This is a genomic window from Thermodesulfobacteriota bacterium (assembly GCA_040754335.1).
GTDB lineage: Bacteria > Desulfobacterota_D > UBA1144 > Nemesobacterales > UBA2774 > 2-12-FULL-53-21.
The window spans coordinates 17,892-43,614 of the sequence record JBFMCV010000008.1 but is presented as its reverse complement, the minus strand read 5'-3'; the positions used below and the strand labels follow the sequence as shown (position 1 = coordinate 43,614).

Here is a 25,723-nt window from a genome sequence, read left to right as displayed (position 1 = left end):
CTTTACCGGACCGCGTCCTCGACATCCACAATCCAGCCGCTTGATATCGACAGCGCGATGAGGCGTTCGAGCTCCTGCTCCCGGTCCTTGTAAATTCTGTTCAGCTCGCAGAACGACACGCCCTCCCGAATGCGCCTCAGCAATCCGTAAGCATCGTCATCCACGGTTTTATAAAGAACGTCCCCGTTACCGTTCCATACGACGACATACTCCCTTGCTTCATCGAGCGCGATCCCGCCGACTTCCTCGCGGCGGTTCTCTTCCCAGATACGTACGACGGGGCAGCCGAATTCCATAAGGGAGAGGGACGGGTTCAGGCGGAAGAAGACCGTGTCCCTGTCTCCGAAGTTCGTCAGTTTGGAAACCATTTCCTCGAGCGGGACGGCGGCCGCACCTTTACGGGACGCCGCATACAGGCCCCATTCGAACCGCGAGACTTGGGGCAGGTAGCCGAGACCTTTAAGCTCGTCCCGCACCCGGGCTTCGTGCTCCAGGAAATCCGGAAAATCGTGGCCGTAGCGGTTGAGATCGGGGTCGTTCGTCGGCCTGTCCTTCAAATAATTCCAGGCCAGGAACGAGAAATAGCCCTCCCCCAGGAGCCTCAGGCAAACGGGGTATACGTCCTTAAGCGCGTTCAGGTGGTTGGTTGCGACGAGGTCCCTGTAGGGCGCGGCAGAAAACTTTCCGCCTCCGGAAGAGCCGGACGGCGTGTGCGGCCCCGCAGTCCCGGTATCGCCGCCCAGGATACTGTCTAAAAATTCCTTTTGTATGCCAGCTAGGTCCCGCATATCGACTCGATGATTCTATTCGCCTTATCCGCTTCGTCGAGCAGCACTTCGAGGCCGGGGATGTCGTTGTCCCACTCTATCAGAGTCGGCACCGCGCCTAAGCGTGAGACTGCGCGCCCGTAAAGGTCCCACACCTCGTCCCATATCCTCGAGTTATGGGCGTCCAGTATATAGCCGTCCCTCTGCTCTCCGCCGCCGAGGTGGATCTCGCCCACGAGATCGCCGGGGATATTTTCCACGTATTCCAATGCGTCGAGGCCGAAATTATAGGAGTTGATGAAGATGTTGTTGACGTCGAGCAGGATGCCGCTCCCGCTCGTCCTCGCAATGCGCGTGATGAACTCGGGCTCGCTCATCTCGGACTCTTCGAACTCGGTATAAGCCGAAACGTTCTCGATCAATATCCTCCGCCCGAAGAAATCCTGTATCCGCTCTATGCGTCCGGCTACGTGCCTTACGGTCTCTTCGGTCATCGGGAGGGGGAACAGGTCGTGGAGATGTACCCCGTGCGCGCCCGACCAGCATAGGTGCTCGGAGACGGAAAACGGGTCGAGCCTGTCTATGAGCCTTTTCAGGCTCTTCAGGTAATCGAAGTTGAGCGGGTCCACGGACCCGATCGAGGTGCCTACGCTGTGGAGGCTAAGCGCGTAGTCGCGCCTCAGCTCATCCAGCCTCGAAAGCGTCGTCTCGTCCGCATCGATGATGTTGTCCGCGATTATCTCGAGCCAGTCTATGCCGGGCTTGTCCTCCATGATCCGCCTCAAATGAGGCTCGCGGAGACCTATGCCCGCCCTGAGATTACCAGCGCGCGAGCTTCCGTTCGTTTCGAGCATTGCCTGGCCGTTATTTCGCGGGCTCAGTGCCTGCGACTTTGCCGCCGGTGATTTTTTCACATGTGCCCGCCGGGACATAAACCCATTCGTTCGGGCTCGAGTCCGACGCCGCTTTGCCCGCGCAGTCGTGCTTGCCGTCGAGAGAGCCGCAGTCGTTCTTACCCGCTTTCGCTATACCCGCGCATTTCTCCCACGACGCCGGCTGCGCCGGGACGTCAGCGCTCGCGCTGACTCCGACCATAAATAACGCAGAAGCGATACCTGCCAGGGTAGCGCCTTTTTTGATATTGTTGATTACGCTCATAACGCCCTCCTTTACTTTTATTTACCTCCGGTCCGCACGGAGCCGGATTTATGATAAAAAGATAAACAAAAAACATTAATAAACAACAATTTTTCACAAGACCGCGACACATGATATTATGGCTGGTACACGAATGAGGACCGGCGGGCTTATAATTTACCGGGGGTTCGGAGCCTGCGTTTTGCTGTTAGACTTTATACGTGGGCACGAGGAAACGAGGGGTATCGTCCGCGCTTGCGGTATTTCTGCTTGCGCTTGCCGCTTTCAGCTGCGGGGATTCCGCGGATATAGGGTCTCAAATCGGCGGGACATGGGAAAGGCACATAATGAGCGAAGAAGGCTCGTTCGAGGGCTCGCTAACCTTCGGGCCGGGTTATACATTCGAATTCACCTTTAACGGAGAAGTCAGGGGACACGAGAGGTCGGCGGGTAAATACAAGATTTCAGGACGGGATATAACGTTCGAGGACCCCTCGTGCGGAGGCGCGGGCAGGTACAGGTTCCTCGTAAAGCACGACGTCCTCTCGTTCATCCCGCTCGGCGACGGGTGCGGGAAGAGAAAGACTGTGCTGACGGGGGAGTGGAAGAGGCGGGGCGTCCCGCAGCCGGATACGGATTGAAACCTCCACCATGAACCGGCACGCTTTTCAAACCGGTACGCAGTTCATGACCGTATATATTCCGGAACCGTAAAAATTTATGCAACTATCCCAAAAAATGAGATATTATATTGCATATGCATATGACTGTATATAAATGATGATAAACATAGATAATCAGAGATAAATGAGATTTAAAGGAAAGAGCGTTATTGTCACGGGGGGCGGAACGGGGATAGGAAAGGAAACGGCGCTGCTGTTCGCGGAGGAAGGGGCGGACGTCCTCATTACGGGCAGGAGGGAGGAAAAGCTGAGGGAGGCGAAATCCGAGGCTGCGGGGAAGGGACTGGATATAGACTACATAACGTCCGACGTATCCAGGGAAGAGGACTGCAGGGCGGCTGTCGATTACGCTGCGGTCAAGTTCGGGAAGGTGGACGTGCTGTTTAATAACGCGGGCGTGCTTTATCCGGGTACGACGCACGAGACTCCCGCCCACGTATGGGAGAAGACGTTCGACATTAACGTGAGGGGCGCATGGCTCATGAGCAAATTCGCGCTCGCGCACATGCTCGGGAGGAGGGAGGGACGCATAGTGAACAACGCATCGATCGTGGGTATGAAAGGGTTCCCGGCCCTGGCCGCTTACACGGCGTCGAAGGGCGCCCTCGTGCAGCTAACGAAGAGCATGGCGCTTGAGTACGCGGACAAGGGGATCACGGTGAACGCCGTTTGTCCCGGCACGACTATGACGCCGCTCGTTACGGAGGGTTATCTGAAGAGGGTCGGCGAGGAGGAGGGCATGAGGTTCATGAGGTCGCTTCATCCCATGGGGCGTCTCGCCAAAGCGAGCGAGGTCGCGCACGCCGTGCTTTTCCTTGCGGGGGAGAAGGCGGGGTTCATCACGGGCCAGATGCTCACCATAGACGGCGGCTGGTGCGCTAAATAAAAGGGGAGATAAAGAGAAATAGAAAAGGAGTGTCACGATGAAGATCGACGAATTCGTTTACAAGCTATCTACGGATGGGAAGAATTTTGCGTCCCTCGCCACTCTCATGCCGGACGGGTCGCCTCAGGTGAGCGTCACGTGGGTGGATTCGGACGGGGAGCATATACTCATCAACACCGCAGAGGGGCGCGTGAAAGCCGACAACATGAGAAGGGACCCCCGCGTCGCCGTAACCATATCGGATGCGGGAAACCCTTACAGGCAGGTCATGATAAGGGGGAGAGTGGAGGGGGTGACTCGTGAAGGAGCCGAGGAGCACATAAACAGGATGGCGAAGAAATATCTCAATCTCGACGCGTACCCGCGCACGCGGAAGGACGAGAAGCGGATCATATTCAAGATCAAGCCCGAGCACGTATACAAGCTCACGTGAGCCGTCACGTACAATCTTGCTTGCGTGCGCCGATCCCGGACGGCTAATTTCAAGACATTTCGGCAACCGGAAAAATCCCTGCATCCAATTCCACAGCACTTCATCTAATCCTTTATAACAAAAAAATCAAGGAGAGTGACGCCATGAAGCTCGCAAATAAAACCGCACTCATCACCGGCGGAGGGACCGGCATAGGAAAGGAAACCGCGCTCCTCTTCGCGCGTGAGGGCGCAAACGTAGTCATCACGGGAAGGAGAGAAGCGAAGTTAAAAGAGACCGCGGAAGAGGCCAGGAGAGAAGGGCTCGCGATAGACTACGTCGTATGCGACGTATCGAACGAGGACGACTGCAAGGCTGCGGTCGATTACACGGTCGGAAAATACGGAAGCGTAGACATACTGTTCAACAACGCGGGAGTGCTCTATCCGGGCACGACTCACGAGACGGATACGGAGACCTGGGAAAAGATATTCGATACGAACGTGAAGGGGACGTACTTCATGTCCAAATACGCTATACCGAATATGTTAGAGAACGGTGGCGGCTCAATAGTGAATAACTCCTCCGTAGGCGGACTGAACGGGTTCCCGGGACTCGCCGCATATACGGCGTCCAAGGGGGCTGTTACCAACCTGACGAAGACCATGGCGCTCGAGTATGCCGACAAGGGGATAAAGGTGAACGCGGTGTGCCCGGGGACGATAGAAACGCCGATGGTGGTGGACGAGTTTCTGGGTAAGGTCGACGACAGGCAGGCTGCGGAGAGCTTCCTCCTGTCCCTCCACCCGATAGGTAGGTTCGGCAAGCCCGACGAAGTCGCCCGCACGGTGCTCTTTCTCTGCGACGACAACGTGGGGTTCATGACCGGGAACATGATATCGATCGACGGCGGATGGAACGCGAAGTAGGCTTGCCGTCATCGACTAGCAGGGATGAACAGCTGTTATTTGATTTATTGAATTAGGTACACCCCCATCCTTCGCTTGATTTGGTTTAAGCGGCATTGAGCCTGAAGCTGATTAGCTACATAAGTTTCGTTGTAAGTCCGACCGGTTCCTGCGCACGCTCAGAACCGTCCCTCAAGGGGGAAGGAATCATTGTTAGAATGGCGGCGGGATTACTCTTGATCGGTATGTATAGCTCGGTTCAGTCAGACGCGCGCTTTCCCAGGACCCTCTCCGCAGCAGAGCCGATAATCTTCCCCGTTCGGCGCACCAATTCATACCCTGAATAGAGGACGAGGTGCCAGGCGCTCCCCATGCCGAAAACGTGCTCCAGGAATTCGGGGAATCCGTAAATCCTCGCAAATATATTCTTACCGCCGTTCTCGCTCGAATAGGCCCTCCAGAGGAACCTGAGCTCGACCAGCCCGTCGAGCACTCCCGGGGGCCTCGTCCTCACGAGGTATTCGAAACGCCCGGCCCCGGATACGGGCAGGGAGCCGAGCTCCCCGAGGACGACGTCCGGCAGGGGCTTATCGAGGAAGCGGCCGAGATAACCGAGCGCTTCCCTCACGGGGAGGACCTTTCCGTGCCTCACCGCTGCGTGAATGAGCCTCTCCCAGTCGAGCCCCTCCCCTTCTTTACGAATAATCGCAGCCGCGTCGGCCACCCACCTTATCGGCGGCACGGTGTTCCACGCGACCCCGTGCGAGCATACCTGGAGAAGCTGGTCGGCGGGGTCGAGCGCGAGCGCCGGAACTCCTTCCACGCTGATATTCCGCGCCCCTTTCCAGAAAAGGTCGTCGGCGTCGGGACGGTTGTACCCGTGGAGGAGGTGCCAGTGGAGGTCAATCGTGAACCGCGCGGGGTTCGTGAAGTCCTGCCCGTGCCTGACCGAGAAGTATTCCTCCGTGTAATCCCTGACGTCCCTTTCCCCCGGAGTCCATCCGAGCCTCGAGAGGAGCCTCGCATCGGAAATGCCCTTGAGCGGGGTTACGGACGACCGCCACCCGAGGGCCGTGATCATATCTATCGCCTCGCGCACCCTCCGGGCGGGCACGAGGATGTCGGCGTCCATCATCGGGCGGAGGCCGGGGTCGCCGTAATACAGGAGCGCGAGAGCGGAGCCTTTGACGAGAACGGCCGGCATCCCGCGGGCGTTGAATTCGGAGAGCAGTCCCGCGAGCCTTTCGTAGAGCGTACCGTTGTTGGAGAGCGTCCTCTCATAGACCCACCTGAAAATGTTCATGAGCGGGTCGTCTACACCGTGCGATAAGAGATTCTTGTACAAAAGAGGGAAGAGCCTGTAGGAGCCGGGGTCCACGGTATCGATGTCGGACGTGGCCTTCCACTCACGGAAAGCGCCTACAGCCCCAGAGCCATCGAGCAGGGAGGCCCTGAGAAGGAGCTCCTGCTCCGGTGTGGGCCAGCACCCTCCGTAGCCTTTCCCTTTTTTCATGAGGGGATTACACCGCGCATACTCGTATTGTGATTATTATCTCCAATACGGGAGGCAGTAACAAGCTTGAATATTTCGAGTGAGATGTATAGATCGGGAATTACGCAGTTTTGTGAGATAAAACGAACGATATGCCGGACGGAAAGGTCCGACAGAAAGCAGTTAATCCAGCTGCCAGAAACGCGGATGAAAAATCAGCCAGGAGTTACGGCGTCGTTGCTCTGGGCGTTGGCAGTCGTGAGGTTGAGCTTCTGGTCGAGCATCATCACGGATATGACGGCCGGGACGACGAACGCGCCCTTGGTCACCTTTTCCAGGAACTCGCGCCTGTCGGGATTTATATCGTCGAGGAATTTTTTGTCGCTCATCTTTCAGCTCCTCACACAATGTTTTTACTCGAATTGGTATTCTATTGAAACCGTTGCAATAAACCTTCGAAATACGTTAATTCGAAGTTGGAGACATCTCATCCGTACTCTGCGCGTTCGCGGTCGATATATTGAGCTTCTGATTTAGCATCATTACCGACAGCACAGTGGGTATCAGAAATGCGCCTTTGGTAATCTTCTCTATGAACTCGCGCCTGTCGGGATTTATATCGTCGAGGAATTTTTTGTTGCTCATCTTTCAGCTCCTCACACAATGTTTTTACTCGAATTAGTATTCTATGCAGCCGTCGCCGCAAACAATTGAAATACATTAATTCGAGGTCGGAGACATCCCATCCGTACTCTGCGCGTTCGCGGTCGATATATTGAGCTTCTGGTTTAGCATCATCACGGATATGACCGTCGGGATGATGAACGCGCCCTTGGTCAGCTTTTCCAGGAAATCGCGCCTGTCGGGACTTATATCGTCGAAGAATCTTTTTGAAGACTTCTTATTCTTGTCCATCAGTTGAGCCTCTTTAGGAATTTGTTGGATACAATGATAAATAAAACTTCGCCTGATTGCAACTGAATTATCAGCAATTCCGGATTCATAAGGAAATCCGGTCAAGCCGGCTATCCGGTTTTTTTCCCGAGCAGCGCGGATACGAGCCTGTGCTTCGTCCGATATTCCAGGTTTGCAGGGTCGCGCTCCAGAGCAAGGGAATAACAGCGCTCGCTCTCGGCAAGCCTGCCCAGCTTGAAAAAGCAAGTCCCCATGGGCTCGTACGAGAACTCGCTGAATATCCTCCTGTCGTACGAGATCCTGCCGGGGTCGAGTTTATCCGGGTCGATGGACGTGAGCCGACCGAAGATAGAGACCGCCTCATCAAACCTCCCCCCGTGCATGAGCACCATCCCCTTTGCCCACATTATCAGGTAATTGTCCGGGAAAAGCGCCTCGGCCTCTTCAAGGAGCGGGGTAACGTCCTCACCCTTATCGAGGAGGAGACGTATCAGGTCGTAATACGACATGCTGTCCCTGGGTATGAGATTATCGCTACGGCGGACGGTCTCGATCGCCCTCCGCCATTCCCTCTCCGCCCCTTCGGTATCGCCTAACCCCTTGAGCACCGCCCCCAGCCTGTATCTCAGGAATATGTTTTCCGGGAGGTTAGCGACATGCCTCTGGAGCAGCGGCAGATTCCGCCTGTGCTTGCGTCCCAGATCGCCGTCGTAGCCTATGTGGTCTACTACCAAGACCGAGTCCCCTATCGCAAGCCCGTCCTCCTCGCAGACCTTCATAACAGACGGGACCACGGTCTCGTGAATTATCCCTTCAAACCTTATCCTGGGGTCGTTCCTGAATATCCTGTATTCCCTGAATGTAGTGAACCACGAAATTGGACGGTATTTCACGGTAAACGCTGCGAACCCCGGACGCGAGAGGTCGGCCCTGACCGCTTCTTTATCGATTGGACCGAGCCTTTCGTCGGCGTCGATGTAGATTATCCATTCCCCGCGGCAATGTTCGAGCGATTCGTTCCGTGCGGCCGAGAAGTCGTCTATCCACGGGAAATCGAATACCCTGGCGCCGTAACCGGCAGCGATCTCCTTAGTCCTGTCGGTCGATCCCGTATCGACTACGACTATTTCATCCGCAACGCCTTTGAGCGATTTCAGGCAGTCTTCGACGAAACGCTCCTCGTTTCGCACTATCATGGCGGCTGAAAGGAATAAATTGCTCAATTGTGCTTAACCCGGAAAATAATTATAACCGGTAGGGACTGATTAAAAAGAGGACGGGCGGGATGGATTCGGTGGGATACCCAGGGGTGACCGGGCGGCTTCTCTCATGTATAAGGAGTTTTTGCCTGCCCTGCGGTTTTGATTAGCATTGGGAAGAACATTGCGGGGTAAAGACCTACACCTCACGAGTGCACTTTGGCACTTGAGAGGGTGCAATTAAAGCCTCGGTAAAAGTACAAAACTATTAAGGCGGACTCGTTAGATCTTGGCTCTGCGCGTTCGCGGTATTCAGGTTGAGCTTCTGGTTAAGCATCATAACGGACAGCACGGTCGGGATGACGAACGCGCCTTTCGTGAGTTTCTCCAAGAACTCACGCCTTTCGGGGTTCATATCATCGAGGTATCTTTTAGAAGACTTCTTGCTCTCGTCCATCGTTTTAACCTCATTGGGGAATTGACTCTATGCTCTATGATATATAAAATGGCGCCGGATTGCAACCTTTGACGCATCCATTACAAATTAATGCGTGGGGTCAATAAGACAAGGTCATACCGGCCGACGGTTAAGGGTTTCTTGAGGAGCGCGGATACGAACCTCGGCTTCGTCCGGTATTCCCGGTTTACAGGTTAGCGCTTGAGCGCAAAAGGATAACAATGACCGGGATCAGGTATCGTTGCTCTGGGCGTTGGCCGTCGTGAGGTTTAGCCTCTGGTTGAGCATCATCACGGAGATCACCGTAGGGATGATGAACGCGCCCTTGGTCACTTTTTCGAGGAACTCGCGTCTCTCGGGGTTGACGCCGTCTAGGTATTTCTTCTGGCTCATCGGACACCCTCCTTTCTGAGATTCGAATTACAGCGCGCGGGCAGCTGGGGTAATAGCAGATACAACTTTTAGCCCCGGCAGCGCCGTTTACGGAACAGTCATATTGCTCTGGGCGTTGGCCGTCGTGAGGTTGAGTTTCTGGTTGAGCATCATCACGGAAATCACTGTCGGGATGATGAACGCGCCCTTGGTCACTTTTTCGAGGAACTCGCGCCTTTCGGGGTTAACGCCGTCTAGGAATTTCTTATCGTCCATGCGTGATTCTCCTTCAACTCCAGTATTAAATATCAATCATATGCATTAGCAGCTATAACGTAAAACACACGGATGGAACAGGACTCTATCCCCCGCCTACGCCGCCGTCGTTGCTCTGGGCGTTGGCCGTCGTGAGGTTGAGCCTCTGGTTGAGCATCATCACGGAGATCACCGTAGGGATGATGAACGCGCCTTTGGTCACTTTTTCGAGGAACTCGCGCCTTTCGGGGTTGACGCCGTCGAATATTTTCTTTTCGCTCATGGACCATCCTCCATAGTCAGGTTTTCCGAAAATATATCATATTTTGGATTAATAAACAAGCAATATTCGTACAATTCCGGACTAGTTAAGCGGATTATATTTTCCTGCTGTTATCGGCCGCTTAGAGGGAGCGCATGAATTCGAGAAGCATCTGCTGAGAGCTCTCGTTCGTCCATTTATTCTCTATCCACCTGCCCCCTTGCAAGGCGCGTATGAGGTAGCTCCCGTAATTCCGGTATACGTCCCATATCGCTTCCTCGATATCGTTCACGCTGACCCTGTCCCACTGGCCGTAGGTGTTCCCTTCGTATTTCGCCTCCTCCTTTCCGCTCACGGGTATGGCCCTGCAGAATCCGGACTCGATAATCTCCTTATGCACGGGTATATCGGACAATAACGTCGGTATGCCGAGATAAAGGCTCTCGCGGGGCGTGAACGACCATCCCTCCCCGCTCGAAGGGAAGATGTAACAGGAGAGCCGGCTGAGCCATTCCGAAGTCCATTCCTCGTCCTTTGCGCCCCATGTCCACTCGACGAAGGGGGAATTCTCCATGAGGTAGACTTCCGGTGTGTATATACCGGAATACTTTAACGCGGAATGAACAACGAGCCTGAGCCCCGGTATCGATCCAAGGAGATTCACACACGCCTGATATACTTTAAATAAATTTTTCCTGTTATAGGGCACGCCGAGGAACCCAATACGGAAGACACCGCTCTGCGGTTTGATTCGGACATTCCTCCGGTACCTCGTAAAACCCTGCTGTATGACCGTGACAGGTATCCGCACCCCCGATGCGATGAATACCTCCTTTATATATTCGTGTGGGACTATGCATCGGGCGTAGTCGGCATTAAGCGATTCGACCCAGAAACTGGGGATTGCATTTGACTCAAACGTCGTATACGCGACATTAACATTCTGCCTGGAAAGCCTGTAGACGTAGCAGTGCGGGACGCCGCAGACCAATACCTTCTTGCCGGATAGACTCTTAGTGTCCTTTACCACGATCCCGACAGGACTGGAACGGCTGAATACATTAGTCAAGCCGTCGTAAGCCTTGTCGTCATACGTCCGCAGCACATATATATCATCGGATACTTGCGCTCCATTGAGTTTAGAATCTATATACCGGAATAATCGCTCGACGTCGGCTTCAGCCGGTTTCACCCTTATAGCGTCGGCATACTGGGGCGAGCCGTTTTTATGCTCCCACCTCCAGGACGCCATGTGGTGGTGTCTGGCGTAGTATCCGAAATGACAGGCGACGTGTCCCGTCACCGGGCACGCGCGGTCCAGGTTGCGCAGCAGCACCACGTCCCTTAGCTTATCCTTCCAGTCGTGATATACAGTGGTGACGAGCCCGGGACCCGTCGATTCGAGGACGTCGTTCTCCGCGAGTATGTCGCGGCGTGACTCCCCGGCCATCTTCCTCAGTATGCGGAGCAGGAAAGGGTGGCCGGGCTCGCTGCCGAACATATAGTTCGCGACACGGAGCCTGTCCCTGTGCCCGAGCCTGAGGGCGTATTCCCCGGAAAGAGTAGACTCCTCACCGAAAACGCACCTGAATTCGCACAGCGGATCAAGCGGGTTAAGGCACTCCATGTCCATATCGAGGTAAAATCCGCCCTCCCCGTAAACGACTATGACGCGGAAGATATCGCTCTTCTGTATCACGGACGCCCGGTCGTATACGGGCAGGAACGCGGGGAAGAATTTTTCGACCGCGCCCCTGCACGCCTCGTCGTCGTAGAATTTATACTCCCATCCGGGGTGCAGGGATATAAGGTGCTCCCTGAACCGGCCGAATTTACCGGGTATATCGCCGCTCCTGAACGTCTGGTGAATTATTCTTGGTATGGCCATGTTCTCAAAATGTCTTGGCTGTCTTATTTCTCGATTCCGTCCAGCAGGCGCGACGCCTCCTCCCCCGTATATTTTCCATCGAGTATGCCTTTGATTATCGATGTAGAGTCGGCGGAGAGTTCCGTTGAAGCCCTGAATATTTTCTCCCAATGCTCTCTCGTGCATAAGTTGTCACCGTGATAAACGTATATGTAGAGCTTGGGCATCATCACAGGGAAAACAAGGCTCCGCTTGAAGAGCTCGGTAACCAGATACGTATCCTCATGCTTCACTACTTCCTCGTATCTCAGATCGTCGCCGAGTATCGATTTCTTACAGAGAAGCGACCCCTCCCACGGTCTCCTGTTGGACAGATACGATTTACCCGTTCGCTCGTCGTACATAAGCCAGTGAAACAGGAGGCATGCCGGCAACCCGCTCGATTCGATGACGTCCATCTGGAAAGAAAGCCTGTCGCGGTGAGACCAGTCGTCGTCGTCCCACTGGCAGAAATAATCCCCGCGGCACTCGCTAATGGAGCGGTTTCTAAATCTCCCCAGATTAAATTTTTCGGAAGAGGGCACCTCGACCAGCATGAGATTATTGTCTTCCATCGATCGCACGTATTCCGCCGTCTCTTCGTCGTCGGTCTGGTAGAGGAGCAGGAGCTCTTTGTTGGGATATGTCTGATCCCTGAAGGACTGAACCGCCCTTTCGAGGAGCTTCGTCCTTCCGCGCGTGATGCAGAGGCATGATATGAGAGGCTTGTCATCCATGTCGGGTCCGGGATTTTTCGAGCAGCGCGCGCAGGAACTTGAGCTTCGTCCGGTATTCGAGGTTGTCCGGGTCGCATCCCGAAGCGAGCGCGTAGTACCTTTCGCTCTCGCCGTACCTGCCGAGCTTGAAAAAGCAGGCCGCTAAAGGCTCGTACGAAAGCTCCCTGAATATGGCTGTGTTGTAAGAAAGTGGACCGTCGACGAGCGCGTCGGGGTCGACCGAGACGAGCTTTTCGAAAAGCGGAACGGCTTCATCGAATCGCCCTCCCTGCGCAAGCTTGACCGCCTTCGTCCAGATCAGGAGATAATTATCGGGGAATAGCGTCAGGGCCTCGTCGAGAATGCACGAGGGGTCTCCACCTCTCTCGTTAATGAGACATATCATTTCATAGTAGGCGTGGCTGTCCTCGTGGGTGACGGCTTCCTTGCCGCGCGTCATCTCTATGGCTTCCATCCACGTCTTTTCGGCCGCATCCCTGTCGCCGAGCCCTTTTTGAGCGACCCCGAGCTGCCACCTGAGGTACATCCTCCGGGGCTCCCGCTCGATCTGCTTCACGAGCATGGAGAGGTTCCGCCTGTGCTTGTGCATGAGGTCGCCGTCGTAACCCGTATGGTGGATCGCGAGCGGGCTCTCGCCTATTCCAAGCCCTTCTTCGTAACCCATCGCCATGACGGAGGAAAGCATCGACTCGTGTATCACGCCCTGGAAACGTATCCGTGGGTCGTTCCTGAATATGCGGTATTCCTTGTAGGCGGTGTAGCCGCCTATCGGGTGGAACCTGACCGTGTAGACGACTTTCTGCTTGTCCGACAGCAGCCGCCTGACCTCATCCCTGCTCACGGGCCCGAGCCTCTCGTCGGCGTCTATGTATAGGATCCATTCGCCCCGGCAGCGGTCAAGCGCGTAGTTGCGGGCGGCGGAGAAATCGCCCGTCCAGGGGAAATCGAACAGCCTGGCCCCGAACCGGGCGGCGATCTCCTTCGTGGCGTCCTTCGACCCGGTGTCGACTACGACTATTTCGTCGACGACGTCCTTTATGGATTCGAGGCAGCCTTCGAGGAATTTCTCCTCGTTCCTGACTATCATGGATGCTGAAAAGACAATATCGCTCAAGTCCGCTTCACCTCCGCTTAATAATAACCGGAGAGGCGGGACACATAAACCGTCCGAAACTATAATTTATAAAATCATTACGGAAGACCGGGCGTGCATACGGAGAAATCCGTAATGCCGCTGCGGCCGGGCAATGGATAATTGAATATTCGGATGCGCCGGTATCGCGCTCAGGCGGAAACGCGCGGCTCTTCCCGCCGACCGGGCCTCCGGACGATGAATCCGAAGCCTGGCGAAAGTGTGCTTGCCATAAGGACGCCGTCGGCCCAGTAATAGCCCGTATCCCCGGAAGGGAGCAGGTCGTACGTGAAGCCAGCAGAGTAAAGGACCTTTTCGGCAGATATGACGACCGAGCCGTCGATGATATCCCCGGGAACGAGATCGCCGATTTTCCTTTTGTCAGCGGTAGGATGCCCGGCCGACACGCGCACTTCCCTGCCGTCGTCGAGGACAAGGCGGCAAAGCGTATGGCTTGCGGGAACCAATGCCTTCGATACGAGCTCGAGCGGCATTGCCGTCCTGACGCCGTCCGCATCAAGCGTATATACGAGCATTCCGGGTTTTAGTGTGAATACCGGCAATTTGCCGAGCGGTGTAGAAATCAGAGTCTCGAAAGACAAACAAGGACCTGGAGCAAAGTCGTTGCTCTGTGCGTTGGCAGTCGTGAGGTTGAGCTTCTGGTCAAGCATCATCACGGAGATCACGGTCGGGATGATGAAAGCTCCTTTGGTTACTTTTTCCAGGAACTCCCGCCTTTCGGGGTTAATACCGTCCAGAAATTTTTTGTCGCTCATCGTGCGCCCACCCGCTATTTTGATAACCTCTTATCCCCATTATATCACGGACATTTTTTCCTGTAAACCGGAGACCGCGCCTTCCAGGCCGCCTATATAAATGGTATAGCACTCGGCGTTGTCTATCATCCTGCATAAGTGCCCGATCTTCATGTGGTCGTCCTCCTCCGAGAGGAAGCTCATCGGCATGACCCTGTTCACCATCATGTACTTCGGGCACTCCTCGATGCGCGTTTCCCCGCCGTGGTTGGGCACGAGATAGAATACGGCGCGCACCTCGCCCTCGTCGATCTTCCATTCGCGGCCGACGTCGTGAGGGGAGAGGGAATACATCCTGTGGTTATAGTAGGTCATGTTGTAGGGGAGCGTCTCGAAGAGCGGTTTCAGCTGCGTGAGGAGGCGCGTGCTCTCTTCCTTTATGTTGAACCGCCGAGGGAACGGCAAGGCCTTCCCGTCCCTGACGAGCGCGAGCTCGTCCCCTACCACGCGGAAACCAGCCAGCAGCAGAGTGACCATGAGAGTGGTCTTCCCCGCCCCCTTGTCCCCGACGACGAGGAACCTCTTCCCCTCCCATTCCCCGCAGCCTGCGTGAATGCGGATACGGTCCGTTATCCCGGCGAGAGCCTCCTTGTGCATGAGCCACTGGAGGTTGAATATCGACTTGTGGATGTCGTCCGAGGAATGCGCGAGCTCGCCGTTTTTCAGGATTTCACACCCGCCGTCCCTGAGGTTCAAATCGTACACCGACTCTTTCGTGACGGGAAAGTCCTGCTCGGCTTCGTGCACTACGAAATCAAGAAGCCGCGCCGCCTCCTCGCCGTCCGTACGTATGGTGAATGCGGTGTCTAGGAGCGTGTATCCGCGTTCGTAAATTATTTAACGAGCCCTTCCTGAATTAGAGTGTCGAGGCAGTCGGCGACTTCCTTTTCCGGGTCCTCCGTGAGCTGATACGCCTCCCTCACGATCGCGGTGATGTCCGCCGCAGAATTTTTCCCCGTGCATGCTTCGAGCACGAGCACCGCGGTCTTGTTGAGATAGTGCACCTTGTCCTTCTCGCTCTGGTAGATGACGTAGCCGTCTTCGACCTCGTTTATGTCTATGCCTTCGGCGATTTTCGGATATTCGCTCATTTGAGTACGCCCCGCTATTGGATTAATTTCAGAACAGACAGGTTATTATCCCGAATTCCGGGCCCCGTTTCAAGGCCGGGGGAGCCTCAACCGCCGCCCGGAGAAAATTTCGGTTAGCCGCCATCATAAACAAAAAAACCCGGAACGCCCGCGAGGGCGCTCCGGGGTATTCTGCATATTTGATTATTTCTTCCGGTCAGACAGGGCTCAGGACTGGGTCGAATCACCCGAATCCGTCGGCTGCTCGGACGTCGTGCCCTTGTCCTTTCCGCCGCAGGCGAGCACGTTTGAAGTCGTCAATACGATCCCGCCGAGCGCGATCCCCAGTGTAATAGTCAACGCAAACAGTACCTTTTTCATGTTGCCTACCTCCTGCTTTTTTGTATTTAAAGTCTATCTCATGATCGGCGGAATTGCCAGTTTTTTTATATCAGCGCCGGAGCTCCATCACCGCGTGCGTAATTTTCTTCAATGATTCATGGCTTCCTCGTCCACGCGCTTATCCACGTGTTCGACATCCCGAGCCAGTCGGAGGTACCGCTCCCGGCGGCCTCGGCTATGAGCCTCTCCTTTAGCGTATCGATTCCGACCTCGCCTGCGGTCGCCACGCCCAGCTTCTCCATCATGGGCACGAGGCTCTTTATCGTGCTCACGAACCAGTCGAGTCCGGCAGACCCCGGCCCGCCCACGAAGGCGTCCATGTGCATCGCAGGCTCGGGCAGCCCCGCCTCCTTGAACACCGGAAGGAGCTTGAACCCCATCTGCATCTCCGTCCCGGACTTTTCCATAGCAGCGTAGAGCAGGTCCCAGCACTTCATGAAGAGCGGCAGCGGCGGTATTGCCACGGGACGTATGGTGAAATCCACCTCCTGAAAGACGACCACGCCCCCGGGCCTCACGTGACGGAGCAGCGACTTGAGCACCCCGGCAGGCCCGGGCACGTACATAAGCACGGCGCGCCCGGCAAGAGCGTCGAACACGCCCTCGGGCTCGGCCGCGCTCACGTCGCCGCTGATGAATCTGATGTTCTTGTATCCTCCCCGCTCGGCGCGCTTTTTTGCGGTCTCCAGTATCTCGGGGTTCCTCTCTATGCTCACGACCTCCCCTACGGGCCCCACCATCTCCGCGAGCAGGAGCGCCACGTCCCCCGCACCGGTGCCGAGCTCGAGCACCCTCATCCCGCGCGCGATCCCCGCAAGGTCGAATATACGCCTGGTCGTCTGGATGATTATGCGCGACTGCTGCTCGAGCCTCTTCTTCTCGTTCTCGGTGTCGCTGAGCGCATATTCTTTCTTTAACTCCGTTTCTGCCATGTACGGCCTCCCGGAATTAGTATAACCGTAGCGCGTAGGAGTAAAGACGTAAGAGGGCAGGAACACGGCAAATTTTATTGATTTTGCGTCTTTTCGCACCCCTCCCCGTCTATAATGGTAGAAAATACAAAAAGGAGGCCCGACATGGCTGAGAAGGAAGTAAAGAAAGAGGATACCGAGAAAGTTGAATGCAGGTGCGGAGAAAATACGTGCTGCAAGGTCGTATTCGAATGCACATGCACCGGATGCGAGTGCGGCTGATCCTCATTGGAATTAGACCGCAGGCGCATGCCTTTCAGATGGCATATAATATAAGGTATGCGTCCGTCCCTTACGGTTCCTTCCCCCCACGATGGGGGGAACTGCTTCGAGCAAGTGAGAAGCAGGACGCGCTGTCGTTGTAGCAAATCAGGTACTGATATACGAAGCGCCATACATATGAGAAGGATGGGGGGGATTGTTACCCAATTCAACTATTATGGATAACACACGAGAAAGCGCTCAGATATGGGAGGAATTTTCGGGGAGGATAAGGTCACATCTCCTGAGAAAGCTGCGCAACAAGGCAGACGCAGAGGACCTCATGCAGGACATATTCATGAAGATCCACGCCCACCTGTCGCACCTCCGCGAGAGTAAGAAGCTCTCCTCGTGGCTATACAGGATAACGGAGAACACGCTCAACGATTACTACAGAAAGAAACGGCTCCCGGACAAGGAGTTCGATGAAGATACGACTGTCCCGGAAACGGGCGGCGTAGACGACCCGCTTTCGGGGATAGAAAAATGTCTCGGAGCGTTCATAGAGAGGCTGCCGGAGAAATACAGGGAGCCCCTCGTGATGAGCGACGTGGAGGGGAAGAGCCAGAAGGAGATCGCGGAAGAGATGGACATCTCGTACTCGGGACTCAAGTCAAGGATTCAGAGGGGGCGGGAGATGATAAAGGAGATGTTCATCGAGTGCTGCAAACTCTCCTTAGGGAAGGACGGGAAGCTCAGGGGCGAGGTCGGGATGATGGACGAATGCACCTTGTGCGGGAAGGGTTAAGTCGCCTTCATATTCCGTAGGAGCGGCATCTTGCCGCGATTCCTTGACTCTTTTAATTCCCTCCGCCTGTCCTGAACCATGTCCTGAACTGGTTTCAGGATTGTTTCAGGGCTGGGGTGAGGGTGTTACTTTTCACTAACTAACCATCCAAACCCCTTCGTCCTGAGGCGCAGAATCTGCGTACGCAGTAACTCTTCCGCAAATACCGATAACGCAACCCAACCCGTTCGTACTGAGCTTGTCGAAGTATGAATGGGTTGGACTTCCAATGACCCATACGTTCGCCCTGCGAAGTATTAACGAAGACGGAAGCCTATCGAGGGACGTAACGCCGAGGAATACCTCCGCCAACAGTTGTATTACAGGCTCCAACTCACATATAATTAGTTATATGAGAAGGGTTCCACTATTCCCCAGCTCAATAAAAAAACTCGGCGTTATACTAATCGCCGCCCTCCTCATTTCCGCCTGCGACGGAGGTGGCAGTGACGACTGCGTGCGCTTGCAGGACGACCCGGACATCCTCTTCGGCTTCCTGGACTGCCCGACGGACGGGCTTCAGATGGTCTGCAACAGGTTCGACTGCGTGCTGTCGTTCCCGATCGACGACCCCGTCCCGCCGCCCGAGCAGCTGGTAAGGATCAATCCCCGGAAATGCGAGGCGATAGACTGCTTCGCCATGGACTGCGTGATGAGGAACCCGTTTAACGGGGAAAACCTGGGGAGCGAAGTTTTTACAATTGAGGAATACCCCGGCGACGGCAATTTCTCAGGCACGGCGGGCAATCTGGACTTCGCCTGCTCGCCGGTCGTTGAGTGAGTCTGATCCCAATCAATTCGTCATTCCGGATTCAATCCGGAATCCCATCCGATTCTTTGTAGGAGCGGCTTCCAGCCGCGATTCCTTGACTCTTTTAATTCCCTCCGCCTGTCCTGAACCATGTCCTGAACTGGTTTCAGGATTGTTTCAGGATGTAAAAGGAGGGCGAGGGATGATCCATCTGTCATTGCGAGCGAAGCGCGGCAATCTCGTCCGTTCCTAGCCTCCCCCTCCCCCACCACCGGCGCAGTTCACAGACGCCGCTCAGTATTTACACTTGCACATGCATATCGTATTATTGTCTTGAGAAGCGATTTCGGAAAAGGCACAGATGACCGGCAACAGGAAATGGAGGAAGAGCCTCAGGCTCGACTTCAGATACGGGAACTACAATATTATTCTCGAATCCCAGACCCGGGTCGATATACTTCCTCCCCCGTCCGATCCGATAGAAGAGATGGACGAGTATAACGGTTATTACGTCAAGTTAACCGACCGGGAAAACAACGTTTTCTATATTCAGAGACTGCAGAATCCCTTCCGCACCGAAACAGAGTCCTACGGCGACGGGGCGGAGAGCCCGATCAGTTACGAAACCCTCAAAGACCCCGACCCGACCTTCTCGGTCCTGATTCCCGACCCGGGTATCGTCTTCACGCTCGAGATCATAAACAAGCCTCTCCAGGCGGAGCTGTTTTTTAGAATAGCTAGGCAGTCGTTCACATTCACGATCGACCCCGCGGAAGTAATACTCCCGCCGATAGCTGTCGCAGCAAGAGTGGAGAACGGGACGATTCTCGGGAAGGAGAAGATCGTCGATCACGGGAGCGACAGCGAATGCTGGACTATCGCCATACTCGCCGAAGGCTACAGGGCTGAGGAGATGCCTAAGTTTATTACCGATACTGACAAATTCATAAACTTTTTCAAAAATTTCCCGCCCTTCAATGAATTCTGGCTAAAGACCAATGTTTACATCGTAAAGATTGCTTCGACCGACAGCGGAGCAGACCTGCCGGCGCAGTGCCAGGGAGGGGCGCCGCCCGTAGACGTGAGGACATATCTCAATGCGAGCTTCTGCGGCGCACTGAACAACAAGCGCCTTCTCGTCGTCGACAGGACGACCGCCAAGAAGGTCTGGAGCAACTGGATACCTGAGGCGCATGTCGCTTTCGCTATGGTCAACAGCGGGATATACGGCGGGTCGGGCGGAGAAGTAGCCGTATTCTCGACCAACCCCCAGTCCCCGCTCATCGGCATCCATGAGCTCGGGCACAGTTTTTTCAATCTTGCGGACGAGTACGAAATTCCGTATGTAGATTTTAATCCGGAAAATTATCCGAACGTGACCGCAAAAACACAGCTCTCCCAAATAAAATGGAGGGACCTGATTGCGCCGGCGACGCCTGTCCCTACGTCGAGGAATCAATGTTCAGGCGGCGGGCCTTTTAACCATCCCGTACCGGAAGGCACGGTAGGGCTGTTCGAGGGAGCGCTTTACAAGTCCTGCAGCGTGTTCAGGCCCGAGAAGAATTGTCTCATGCGCGACTTCGGGAAGAAGCGTTTCTGCGCTGTGTGCACACGGGCGATCCGAAACAAACTCACTCAGCTTCTAGGCACCGACGAGCCGAACGTTTAGACTTCAACCGTAATTAAATCAACCTGTCATTTCGAGCAACGCGAGAAATCTTTTGTTTGTCTTTGCCTTTAATTCCCTCCTTAGAAAAAGGAGGGATAGGGAGGATTTTCTTTTTTTACTCCGTCATTTCGAACGTACGTGAGAAATCTATCATTTCCCCATTAGTTCAGTCTGTCCTGTGTAGCCTTGACGAAGATGGGAGCCCGTCGAGCAATGTCACCTCCCCCTCCCCAGGCACGCATCGCGAATACCCACGCCTGAAGAACGTAATACAACCATGCAAAAAGGGATATATACTTTTTTCGGTGCGCCTGAGTTGACCGATATATAGGGACTAAAAAAGAGGTAATAACGATGAAGCGCTGGTTTTTTCACAATTGGATGTATACCGGTCTTATTGCCGGACTGTTCTTGCTTGCGCTCGTGCCGCTATTAGCGCGGACGCTCAGTCTGCCTCTGCTGCTCGTCTACTTGCAGCTGCCCGTCTACATGATCCACCAGGTCGAAGAGCACCACGGCGATCGCTTTCGAAGGTACGTGAACGGCGTCATGGCCAATGGACGGGAAGTGCTATCAACCGAGGCGGTAGTAGTAATCAACATCGGCTGCGTGTGGGTGGTTAATATGATCGCACTCTATCTCGCGCGCTTCGTCGATCTCGGTCTGGGATTGATCGCCGTCTATCTAACCCTGATCAACGCCCTGGTTCACATTCTCGGGGCCCTGGCAAAGCGCAGCTATAATCCGGGACTCGTTACAGCCGTGCTGCTCTTTCTGCCGGTTGGACTCTATGCACTGATTGTCATGTCGCGCACATCAGGTGTCACCATGGCGGACCAGATCATCGCCATCGCTTTCGCGATTCTCGTCCATATCGCGATCGTCATGTATGTGAGGTGGCGGATGGCAGCGCTTCCGGCGGAACCGGCGCAAACGCACGCCGATATGCCGTCTACTTAGAAATCTCGCGCCCGCTTCCTGCTGAATAGACCACTCCTACGACGTCACCTCCCCCTTCCAGGATGTATCATATGTTACTCGTATCATTATATTAATTCTACCTAAATCTCATTTTGAAAGATCAGTAGCGTATTCCATCAATGATCGGTATGTGTGTTACTGCAAAATCAAGCCGGAACCATTCCTAGGCAATAAACCGAAGTCATCTGATTTGTCTAATTAAAAAATAGACCTTAACCATGATTTTAAGAAATACACGATTTGCCTACAATGGACTTGATATTAATGAAGAATACAGTATTATAGAATGTATGAATGACGAAGTTCAATTTCGAATAATCGCGGAAAAATAAGAGGCGATATAATGAGTTTTGAGCAATGGTACATCCCCGGTCGTGGAACTTCTCCTAACAAAGCCCAGATACGCATATCTAAGAACCTTATATCATTGAGTAAATACACCATCGACACTTATTTTAAAGATAAGAGATACGCCCGAATTGGCCTAGATACAGAAAATAATCGGTTAATCATTAAGCCAACCACTCATAATGATGCTCTTGGGTTAAAACTCATCGGAAGAGAGGGCTCAAATTTTTACTATCTGAACGCGAAAAATTTTATATCTGATTTTAAACTTGAGCCAGACGGGAAGAGAAAAAGCAAAAAATTCGACTGTAGTTGGGATAGTGAGAACGAATATTTAGTGATAAATGAGGTAAAAAAATAAAGGGGCGTGTTCGAGCACGCCCCTATAAAAACCTCGGTCCATCTGTTGGATGGAAAAAGGTTCATGATGTATTTCTTGATTTTAACACCTTTTTCAAATTCCAACAAATCCAAAAATGGACTGAATTAGGAGACGAACCATGTCTCAGTATTTCAGACCGGGCGATATAGTCCCGGTATCCGGTCAATACCGGAACACGACGACTGGTTACGAGGTCACTTTGGTTAAAGGGGAGAAATTCCCCCCAACACCACGCCCCGGCCAGGTGTATGTTCTTGTCGACCGGACAAGACACAAGACTAGCATGTAATTGCTAGTAGAAGGATGGGGGATAGAATCATTCTATCCCCCTAATCCTTAATGAAGATCTCGGTAGACAATTCATCACCTTCCCCTCCCCCAGCACGCATCGCATATCCCCGCCGTGGGCGAGGTCATCAGAAGCGTGCGGCAAGGGATCCTGCACAAGGCGCACGGCTGCTCCCCGTATCTCGGGTCGAAGTGTATCCACATCAGATAAGGCTTCCCCGTGTGGAAGCTAAGTATCAGCTCGTTAAGACTGGGAACCGGCGACATCACTTCCATTGCTCCCCTCCTTCCTCGACTTGCTCCTGTAATACTCCTCCATCTTCTCCATGTGCCTGAGAATCTCCGTCTGTATCTCTATCTGTAGATAGATCTTCTCCCCGAGCTCCCTGATGGATTCCTCGAGCGAGCGCCTCACGTACCAGAGCGGTATTCCGTCCGCGTCCGTCTTGTTGTGCCACTCGTGGAGGTCGTCCACCTTGTCCTTTATCGCGGACACGGTCCCCTTAACGTCGTTCACGTGCTCGTTCATTATAAAGCTATGGCCCGCAGAGCCGTTCTTCTTCTTTTCGAGGAACCCCAGCACCTCGCGTATGACCATGAGAGCGGCGATGAACCCCACGCCCAGCTCTAAAAGCTTTCCGTCCATCATTTCACACCGCCTCCCATCTGAGCTGCGTCCAGTTCGGTGTCGAGAACGCGGTATGCGTTCTCCCAATGCTTCCAGACACTCCTGTAGCAGTAGAGCGCGTCCAGGATAAGGTCGTCGCTCACGATGGGACATGCCGTAAGCGGGTCCGGCAATTCGCGGGCCGCTTCGAGCGCGCCTATCTGCATCTTGCAGTCGGGCTGGGATTCCTTGAGCGCTTCGTAGCTCTCCCGGCTTATTTCGGGCGTGATCACCCTTGGCGCGGCGCACGCCGAGAGGTTAATCGCCGCCGCCAAAATCACGCTTGAGAATTTCATACTTTTTGCGAATGTCATTCTTCTCTTCCGCCTCCTCCCATTCCTTCCTAACTTCCGCTTCCTCGTCCTCAATCTCTCCTACAACACGAAGCCCGGCGTTCTCCGCCCGGAGCTCGGCGCTCTCTTTCCTCGCCTCGGCATACCTCTCCTCGATCTCGCTCTCCTTCTTTTTCCCAACTATCTTGCCGACAAGCCAGCCGAGGACGCTCGCGATAATCGAACCTATCATTCACTGCCCTCGTCAAGCATGTAGCTCCCCCCGCACGTAAGGAAGAGTCCCGATTCATGTTTCGGATCGAGGTCTCCGGTGTGCATGTAGAGCCAGTGGTGGACGCACTCGTGCGCGATGATGTCGATATCCCCCCCCTCGGGCACGATAACCAAACCGCCCCGCGCGTCGCCGTTATCCGCAGCCTCGTAGCACCCCTTCCTGAGCGTCCCTCCGCACTCGACAGCGTTCCCGCCCTTCATGCCTCGTATCTTCGGAAGCGCGTAACTGTATTCGCTTAACCCCATGCACGCCTTGGTCATGATGCATATTTCGAGCACCTTCTCCGCCGACGGGTACGTGACTGTTACGTTCCCTGTGAGATCCCCTTCGTAGACTATTTCAGTCGCAGGCGTCATATCCTTCCATGCGCACGAAGCCGCCGTCAGGACGGCGATTGCCGCAATCAGTAAGCTAATCCCCCTCATTTTGCCCCTCCTTTCCCTCCGGTATCGGAGTGAAATCGAGCTTGTCGCTCGTCCCGAACAGCCCCGTGTAATTGAACGTAGATACAATCGTATCGACGAACATCGAGACCAGGTTCAGGAACTGGAGCTGCCCCTCGGGCGTCCTGCCGAGGAAATAGTCCTTGGTATCGAGAATGTTCCCGACGATGCTCATCACCCTCGACTTCCTTATATCGCCGCGCTTGATCCCGGTGACGACCTTCTCCACGTCGATCACCGTCTGTATGATTATCGGGATCAGGTCAGGCGCAATCTTCAGCAATTCCTTCCACATAATTTCCTCCTTCCTCCATATTTATTTTGTTATTCGTTTTTTCCTTCCCCCGAGGCGGGGGAAAGCCTGTCCCGGACTCCGATCCGGGATCGGGATGAGGGGTGTACTTTAAAAAAATCTGTCATGCTGAATTTAGTTCAGCATCTCATCTTTTAAACCTGCCAACCCCGAGTAGGAGCCTGTCCTGCTTGTCTGGCAACGCATTTGGTACAGACGGAGCAAAGTCGAAGGGCATAAGGAAATACACTATATACAAGGTATGTATCCCAATTTATCTTATCCACTTACACCCGCCCGGAATCCCCCTCAGCCTCTTTCTCCCTGTTCTTCACCAGCAGCGCCGTGAGCGCCATCGCCAGGATGAGTGTCTTCGTCTGGAGCCCGGCAGATACGTCTATGTGGAACTCAGCCAGCAGCCCGAACAGGAAATCCACCGCCGCCCCCACCGCGCCCGAGTAAACGGCCTTGTTGTACTGTGAGTTCAGAATGCTTTTCGCGCTTTCCTTAACCCTTTCCAATTAACCTCATCCCCCGTAGGTACGTAGATTGAAATTCATCGAGCCCGTGCGCGCCCCCGTTGACGAGCCTCCGCGCCTTACCGTAGTCCCTGTTATGGAGCGCGGCGTTTATATCCATCTTTCTCCTGCTCAGGAACAATGCGAGCGCACGCGCCGAGACGACCGGGTTCTCTATGAGCTCGGGCTTTTCCTCGAGAGGCAGCCCCAGATCCTTCCCTATCTCGCGGTAGTTGTATCTGCCTGTGAGCTGCACGGCTCCTCCGCCCCTGTATTTATACCCGTCGGGCTTCCCTTGATTGCCGAGGTCGGTGCGTCCGTCATACATATCGAAGTAGTGCGCGGCAGCACTCGCCGCTTCGGACGTGTTATAGCGGGAGACATACTCCCTCACCGTTATGTCGAAGTCCCCGGCTTCGGCGGCGATCGTGGCGAGCGCCATGAGCATCATCTCCTCGTAGTCGAGGTCCGCTTCGTCGAGCGCCATGTAGACCGCGGGCCAGTAGCGCCTCACGTACGTCTTGTTCGCCTGCGGCATGAGCCGTATGACAAAATCACTTGTAAATTTTTCCAGACATGCTAGATTCATTGGCTATAAAAAAGGGCCGCGGCGCGTGTAAAGGAGGTAAAGGAGGATGTTGTCCTGCTTATAATGCGCCGCGACCCTGATTATTATTTTCGGATTAGCTATTTACTATTCTCTTCTATAACCCAGGGAGTTAATCTATTATCCGGGAGCACCTCCCATATTGTGCCGTCTTTTTTCTCCCTCTTAATTTTGCCATTGGGCATTTCAATATCACGTGCCCACTCGGGACGACGGTTAACAACCTCATCAACTTCAGCATCAGTCATAGCAATTATTTTTGATTCAAGCAAATCAATCTTGCATTTATGCACTAATTTTTCTTCGTCATATTCACACATTAATATTTGGTATTCTTCTTGCGTTAATAAAACCTTCTTTCGTCCAGGCGGCACTTCCAACATT

Annotated in this window: 38 protein-coding genes; 9 read left to right on the top strand and 29 right to left on the bottom strand. The window is 54.2% G+C overall.

Translation table 11 applies throughout. From position 1 onward, the window contains the following. Positions 1-2: 2 nt before the first annotated feature. From AB1598_14115 to AB1598_14105, 3 genes are read right to left on the bottom strand one after another with little or no spacing between them, the layout of a single operon-like run. Complete coding sequence (locus AB1598_14115; GenBank protein MEW6146143.1) at positions 3-788, bottom strand: DNA-binding domain-containing protein; 786 nt, start codon at positions 786-788, stop codon at positions 3-5. Beyond that, positions 776-1,681 (bottom strand): DUF692 domain-containing protein, encoded by a 906-nt coding sequence (locus AB1598_14110; GenBank protein MEW6146142.1) that lies wholly within the window; start codon positions 1,679-1,681, stop codon positions 776-778. The genes AB1598_14115 and AB1598_14110 overlap by 13 nt, the downstream gene beginning before the upstream one ends. Continuing rightward, entirely contained in the window at positions 1,632-1,862 is a 231-nt protein-coding gene (locus AB1598_14105) for a DUF2282 domain-containing protein (protein ID MEW6146141.1), read from the bottom strand. Before AB1598_14105 ends, AB1598_14110 begins: the two co-directional genes overlap by 50 nt. Positions 1,863-2,125: 263 nt before the next feature. Here AB1598_14105 and AB1598_14100 point away from each other — a divergent pair, with 263 nt between their 5' ends. From AB1598_14100 to AB1598_14085, 4 genes are all read left to right on the top strand, one after another. Further along, positions 2,126-2,545: a hypothetical protein gene (locus AB1598_14100; GenBank protein ID MEW6146140.1), complete on the top strand. Its 420-nt coding sequence runs from the start codon at positions 2,126-2,128 to the stop codon at positions 2,543-2,545. Positions 2,546-2,711: 166 nt separating this feature from the next. Next, positions 2,712-3,473: an SDR family oxidoreductase gene (locus AB1598_14095; protein ID MEW6146139.1), complete on the top strand. Its 762-nt coding sequence runs from the start codon at positions 2,712-2,714 to the stop codon at positions 3,471-3,473. Positions 3,474-3,510: 37 nt separating this feature from the next. After that, the gene (locus tag AB1598_14090) at positions 3,511-3,906 is read left to right on the top strand and encodes a PPOX class F420-dependent oxidoreductase (GenBank protein MEW6146138.1); all 396 of its coding nucleotides are present in this window, start codon (positions 3,511-3,513) and stop codon (positions 3,904-3,906) included. A gap of 143 nt (positions 3,907-4,049) precedes the next feature. Further along, on the top strand, positions 4,050-4,814 hold the full coding sequence (locus AB1598_14085) for an SDR family oxidoreductase (GenBank protein ID MEW6146137.1): 765 nt from the start codon (positions 4,050-4,052) through the stop codon (positions 4,812-4,814). Positions 4,815-5,052: 238 nt separating this feature from the next. Here AB1598_14085 and AB1598_14080 read toward each other — a convergent pair whose 3' ends face one another. The 17 genes from AB1598_14080 to AB1598_14000 all read right to left on the bottom strand — a co-directional run bounded on the left by AB1598_14080 (position 5,053) and on the right by AB1598_14000 (position 16,739). Continuing rightward, entirely contained in the window at positions 5,053-6,306 is a 1,254-nt protein-coding gene (locus AB1598_14080; protein MEW6146136.1) for a nucleotidyltransferase family protein, read from the bottom strand. Between the two features lie 194 nt (positions 6,307-6,500). After that, positions 6,501-6,674 carry a hypothetical protein gene (locus tag AB1598_14075; protein MEW6146135.1) on the bottom strand — a complete coding sequence of 58 codons (174 nt, stop codon included), beginning with the start codon at positions 6,672-6,674 and terminating at the stop codon, positions 6,501-6,503. A 76-nt stretch (positions 6,675-6,750) separates the two neighbouring features. Then, positions 6,751-6,930: a hypothetical protein gene (locus AB1598_14070; protein MEW6146134.1), complete on the bottom strand. Its 180-nt coding sequence runs from the start codon at positions 6,928-6,930 to the stop codon at positions 6,751-6,753. A gap of 75 nt (positions 6,931-7,005) precedes the next feature. Then, positions 7,006-7,200, bottom strand: coding sequence for a hypothetical protein (locus tag AB1598_14065; protein ID MEW6146133.1), 195 nt, complete (start codon positions 7,198-7,200; stop codon positions 7,006-7,008). 110 nt (positions 7,201-7,310) lie between these two features. Continuing rightward, positions 7,311-8,423 carry a glycosyltransferase gene (locus AB1598_14060; GenBank protein ID MEW6146132.1) on the bottom strand — a complete coding sequence of 371 codons (1,113 nt, stop codon included), beginning with the start codon at positions 8,421-8,423 and terminating at the stop codon, positions 7,311-7,313. 244 nt (positions 8,424-8,667) lie between these two features. Further along, positions 8,668-8,856, bottom strand: a complete 189-nt coding sequence (locus AB1598_14055; protein ID MEW6146131.1) for a hypothetical protein — start codon at positions 8,854-8,856, stop codon at positions 8,668-8,670. 231 nt (positions 8,857-9,087) lie between these two features. Next, on the bottom strand, positions 9,088-9,249 hold the full coding sequence (locus tag AB1598_14050; protein MEW6146130.1) for a hypothetical protein: 162 nt from the start codon (positions 9,247-9,249) through the stop codon (positions 9,088-9,090). 87 nt (positions 9,250-9,336) lie between these two features. After that, positions 9,337-9,504 carry a hypothetical protein gene (locus AB1598_14045; GenBank protein MEW6146129.1) on the bottom strand — a complete coding sequence of 56 codons (168 nt, stop codon included), beginning with the start codon at positions 9,502-9,504 and terminating at the stop codon, positions 9,337-9,339. Between the two features lie 85 nt (positions 9,505-9,589). Next, positions 9,590-9,766 carry a hypothetical protein gene (locus tag AB1598_14040; GenBank protein MEW6146128.1) on the bottom strand — a complete coding sequence of 59 codons (177 nt, stop codon included), beginning with the start codon at positions 9,764-9,766 and terminating at the stop codon, positions 9,590-9,592. Positions 9,767-9,887: 121 nt separating this feature from the next. Continuing rightward, a complete protein-coding gene (locus tag AB1598_14035) occupies positions 9,888-11,633 on the bottom strand; it encodes a glycosyltransferase (protein MEW6146127.1) in 1,746 nt (581 codons plus the stop codon). A gap of 23 nt (positions 11,634-11,656) precedes the next feature. Beyond that, positions 11,657-12,388 carry a glycosyltransferase family A protein gene (locus AB1598_14030; GenBank protein MEW6146126.1) on the bottom strand — a complete coding sequence of 244 codons (732 nt, stop codon included), beginning with the start codon at positions 12,386-12,388 and terminating at the stop codon, positions 11,657-11,659. Continuing rightward, positions 12,381-13,502, bottom strand: coding sequence for a glycosyltransferase (locus tag AB1598_14025; GenBank protein MEW6146125.1), 1,122 nt, complete (start codon positions 13,500-13,502; stop codon positions 12,381-12,383). Before AB1598_14025 ends, AB1598_14030 begins: the two co-directional genes overlap by 8 nt. Before the next feature lie 170 nt (positions 13,503-13,672). After that, positions 13,673-14,296 carry a Hint domain-containing protein gene (locus AB1598_14020; protein ID MEW6146124.1) on the bottom strand — a complete coding sequence of 208 codons (624 nt, stop codon included), beginning with the start codon at positions 14,294-14,296 and terminating at the stop codon, positions 13,673-13,675. Positions 14,297-14,335: 39 nt separating this feature from the next. Further along, a complete protein-coding gene (locus AB1598_14015) occupies positions 14,336-15,082 on the bottom strand; it encodes a hypothetical protein (protein ID MEW6146123.1) in 747 nt (248 codons plus the stop codon). 86 nt (positions 15,083-15,168) lie between these two features. Then, positions 15,169-15,426 (bottom strand): PqqD family protein, encoded by a 258-nt coding sequence (locus tag AB1598_14010; GenBank protein ID MEW6146122.1) that lies wholly within the window; start codon positions 15,424-15,426, stop codon positions 15,169-15,171. A 207-nt stretch (positions 15,427-15,633) separates the two neighbouring features. Beyond that, complete coding sequence (locus AB1598_14005) at positions 15,634-15,786, bottom strand: hypothetical protein (GenBank protein ID MEW6146121.1); 153 nt, start codon at positions 15,784-15,786, stop codon at positions 15,634-15,636. Positions 15,787-15,902: 116 nt separating this feature from the next. After that, a complete protein-coding gene (locus tag AB1598_14000; protein MEW6146120.1) occupies positions 15,903-16,739 on the bottom strand; it encodes a class I SAM-dependent methyltransferase in 837 nt (278 codons plus the stop codon). 478 nt (positions 16,740-17,217) lie between these two features. Between AB1598_14000 and AB1598_13995 the strand changes: the two genes are divergently transcribed. The 5 genes from AB1598_13995 to AB1598_13975 all read left to right on the top strand — a co-directional run bounded on the left by AB1598_13995 (position 17,218) and on the right by AB1598_13975 (position 21,936). Then, complete coding sequence (locus AB1598_13995; GenBank protein ID MEW6146119.1) at positions 17,218-17,787, top strand: sigma-70 family RNA polymerase sigma factor; 570 nt, start codon at positions 17,218-17,220, stop codon at positions 17,785-17,787. A gap of 391 nt (positions 17,788-18,178) precedes the next feature. Further along, a complete protein-coding gene (locus tag AB1598_13990) occupies positions 18,179-18,607 on the top strand; it encodes a hypothetical protein (GenBank protein ID MEW6146118.1) in 429 nt (142 codons plus the stop codon). 331 nt (positions 18,608-18,938) lie between these two features. Next, positions 18,939-20,246: a M64 family metallopeptidase gene (locus AB1598_13985; GenBank protein MEW6146117.1), complete on the top strand. Its 1,308-nt coding sequence runs from the start codon at positions 18,939-18,941 to the stop codon at positions 20,244-20,246. A gap of 354 nt (positions 20,247-20,600) precedes the next feature. After that, complete coding sequence (locus tag AB1598_13980) at positions 20,601-21,206, top strand: HXXEE domain-containing protein (protein MEW6146116.1); 606 nt, start codon at positions 20,601-20,603, stop codon at positions 21,204-21,206. Positions 21,207-21,570: 364 nt separating this feature from the next. Beyond that, entirely contained in the window at positions 21,571-21,936 is a 366-nt protein-coding gene (locus tag AB1598_13975; protein MEW6146115.1) for a hypothetical protein, read from the top strand. A 384-nt stretch (positions 21,937-22,320) separates the two neighbouring features. On the opposite strand, the gene AB1598_13970 is transcribed toward AB1598_13975, so the two are convergent. From AB1598_13970 to AB1598_13930, 9 genes are all read right to left on the bottom strand, one after another. Beyond that, positions 22,321-22,521 carry a hypothetical protein gene (locus AB1598_13970; GenBank protein ID MEW6146114.1) on the bottom strand — a complete coding sequence of 67 codons (201 nt, stop codon included), beginning with the start codon at positions 22,519-22,521 and terminating at the stop codon, positions 22,321-22,323. Next, positions 22,490-22,894, bottom strand: coding sequence for a hypothetical protein (locus AB1598_13965; protein ID MEW6146113.1), 405 nt, complete (start codon positions 22,892-22,894; stop codon positions 22,490-22,492). Before AB1598_13965 ends, AB1598_13970 begins: the two co-directional genes overlap by 32 nt. Further along, positions 22,891-23,226 carry a hypothetical protein gene (locus AB1598_13960; protein ID MEW6146112.1) on the bottom strand — a complete coding sequence of 112 codons (336 nt, stop codon included), beginning with the start codon at positions 23,224-23,226 and terminating at the stop codon, positions 22,891-22,893. Before AB1598_13960 ends, AB1598_13965 begins: the two co-directional genes overlap by 4 nt. Next, positions 23,171-23,437 carry a hypothetical protein gene (locus AB1598_13955; GenBank protein MEW6146111.1) on the bottom strand — a complete coding sequence of 89 codons (267 nt, stop codon included), beginning with the start codon at positions 23,435-23,437 and terminating at the stop codon, positions 23,171-23,173. The genes AB1598_13960 and AB1598_13955 overlap by 56 nt, the downstream gene beginning before the upstream one ends. Further along, positions 23,434-23,904 (bottom strand): hypothetical protein, encoded by a 471-nt coding sequence (locus AB1598_13950; protein ID MEW6146110.1) that lies wholly within the window; start codon positions 23,902-23,904, stop codon positions 23,434-23,436. Before AB1598_13950 ends, AB1598_13955 begins: the two co-directional genes overlap by 4 nt. Beyond that, positions 23,891-24,217: a hypothetical protein gene (locus tag AB1598_13945; GenBank protein ID MEW6146109.1), complete on the bottom strand. Its 327-nt coding sequence runs from the start codon at positions 24,215-24,217 to the stop codon at positions 23,891-23,893. Before AB1598_13945 ends, AB1598_13950 begins: the two co-directional genes overlap by 14 nt. A gap of 284 nt (positions 24,218-24,501) precedes the next feature. Beyond that, positions 24,502-24,735: a hypothetical protein gene (locus AB1598_13940; protein ID MEW6146108.1), complete on the bottom strand. Its 234-nt coding sequence runs from the start codon at positions 24,733-24,735 to the stop codon at positions 24,502-24,504. Then, a complete protein-coding gene (locus AB1598_13935) occupies positions 24,722-25,270 on the bottom strand; it encodes a hypothetical protein (GenBank protein MEW6146107.1) in 549 nt (182 codons plus the stop codon). Before AB1598_13935 ends, AB1598_13940 begins: the two co-directional genes overlap by 14 nt. Positions 25,271-25,419: 149 nt before the next feature. Further along, positions 25,420-25,722, bottom strand: coding sequence for a hypothetical protein (locus AB1598_13930; GenBank protein ID MEW6146106.1), 303 nt, complete (start codon positions 25,720-25,722; stop codon positions 25,420-25,422). Position 25,723 lies beyond the last annotated feature (1 nt).

Coding starts and splice junctions, on each gene's coding strand:
- AB1598_14020 (MEW6146124.1), bottom strand. CDS start 14,296: ATGAGCGACAAAAAATTTCTGGACGGTATTAACCCCGAAAGGCGGGAG.
- AB1598_13945 (MEW6146109.1), bottom strand. CDS start 24,217: ATGTGGAAGGAATTGCTGAAGATTGCGCCTGACCTGATCCCGATAATC.
- AB1598_13935 (MEW6146107.1), bottom strand. CDS start 25,270: ATGCCGCAGGCGAACAAGACGTACGTGAGGCGCTACTGGCCCGCGGTC.
- AB1598_14010 (MEW6146122.1), bottom strand. CDS start 15,426: ATGAGCGAATATCCGAAAATCGCCGAAGGCATAGACATAAACGAGGTC.
- AB1598_14030 (MEW6146126.1), bottom strand. CDS start 12,388: ATGGATGACAAGCCTCTCATATCATGCCTCTGCATCACGCGCGGAAGG.
- AB1598_13985 (MEW6146117.1), top strand. CDS start 18,939: ATGACCGGCAACAGGAAATGGAGGAAGAGCCTCAGGCTCGACTTCAGA.
- AB1598_14050 (MEW6146130.1), bottom strand. CDS start 9,249: ATGAGCCAGAAGAAATACCTAGACGGCGTCAACCCCGAGAGACGCGAG.
- AB1598_13930 (MEW6146106.1), bottom strand. CDS start 25,722: ATGTTGGAAGTGCCGCCTGGACGAAAGAAGGTTTTATTAACGCAAGAA.
- AB1598_13995 (MEW6146119.1), top strand. CDS start 17,218: ATGGATAACACACGAGAAAGCGCTCAGATATGGGAGGAATTTTCGGGG.
- AB1598_14040 (MEW6146128.1), bottom strand. CDS start 9,766: ATGAGCGAAAAGAAAATATTCGACGGCGTCAACCCCGAAAGGCGCGAG.
- AB1598_14105 (MEW6146141.1), bottom strand. CDS start 1,862: ATGGTCGGAGTCAGCGCGAGCGCTGACGTCCCGGCGCAGCCGGCGTCG.
- AB1598_14090 (MEW6146138.1), top strand. CDS start 3,511: ATGAAGATCGACGAATTCGTTTACAAGCTATCTACGGATGGGAAGAAT.
- AB1598_14045 (MEW6146129.1), bottom strand. CDS start 9,504: ATGGACGATAAGAAATTCCTAGACGGCGTTAACCCCGAAAGGCGCGAG.
- AB1598_14000 (MEW6146120.1), bottom strand. CDS start 16,739: ATGGCAGAAACGGAGTTAAAGAAAGAATATGCGCTCAGCGACACCGAG.
- AB1598_14070 (MEW6146134.1), bottom strand. CDS start 6,930: ATGAGCAACAAAAAATTCCTCGACGATATAAATCCCGACAGGCGCGAG.
- AB1598_14005 (MEW6146121.1), bottom strand. CDS start 15,786: ATGAAAAAGGTACTGTTTGCGTTGACTATTACACTGGGGATCGCGCTC.
- AB1598_13955 (MEW6146111.1), bottom strand. CDS start 23,437: ATGATAGGTTCGATTATCGCGAGCGTCCTCGGCTGGCTTGTCGGCAAG.
- AB1598_14115 (MEW6146143.1), bottom strand. CDS start 788: ATGCGGGACCTAGCTGGCATACAAAAGGAATTTTTAGACAGTATCCTG.
- AB1598_13950 (MEW6146110.1), bottom strand. CDS start 23,904: ATGAGGGGGATTAGCTTACTGATTGCGGCAATCGCCGTCCTGACGGCG.
- AB1598_14085 (MEW6146137.1), top strand. CDS start 4,050: ATGAAGCTCGCAAATAAAACCGCACTCATCACCGGCGGAGGGACCGGC.
- AB1598_14080 (MEW6146136.1), bottom strand. CDS start 6,306: ATGAAAAAAGGGAAAGGCTACGGAGGGTGCTGGCCCACACCGGAGCAG.
- AB1598_14065 (MEW6146133.1), bottom strand. CDS start 7,200: ATGGACAAGAATAAGAAGTCTTCAAAAAGATTCTTCGACGATATAAGT.
- AB1598_14095 (MEW6146139.1), top strand. CDS start 2,712: ATGAGATTTAAAGGAAAGAGCGTTATTGTCACGGGGGGCGGAACGGGG.
- AB1598_13980 (MEW6146116.1), top strand. CDS start 20,601: ATGAAGCGCTGGTTTTTTCACAATTGGATGTATACCGGTCTTATTGCC.
- AB1598_13975 (MEW6146115.1), top strand. CDS start 21,571: ATGAGTTTTGAGCAATGGTACATCCCCGGTCGTGGAACTTCTCCTAAC.
- AB1598_14075 (MEW6146135.1), bottom strand. CDS start 6,674: ATGAGCGACAAAAAATTCCTCGACGATATAAATCCCGACAGGCGCGAG.
- AB1598_14035 (MEW6146127.1), bottom strand. CDS start 11,633: ATGGCCATACCAAGAATAATTCACCAGACGTTCAGGAGCGGCGATATA.
- AB1598_14055 (MEW6146131.1), bottom strand. CDS start 8,856: ATGGACGAGAGCAAGAAGTCTTCTAAAAGATACCTCGATGATATGAAC.
- AB1598_13965 (MEW6146113.1), bottom strand. CDS start 22,894: ATGATGGACGGAAAGCTTTTAGAGCTGGGCGTGGGGTTCATCGCCGCT.
- AB1598_13960 (MEW6146112.1), bottom strand. CDS start 23,226: ATGACATTCGCAAAAAGTATGAAATTCTCAAGCGTGATTTTGGCGGCG.
- AB1598_13970 (MEW6146114.1), bottom strand. CDS start 22,521: ATGGAAGTGATGTCGCCGGTTCCCAGTCTTAACGAGCTGATACTTAGC.
- AB1598_13990 (MEW6146118.1), top strand. CDS start 18,179: ATGAGAAGGGTTCCACTATTCCCCAGCTCAATAAAAAAACTCGGCGTT.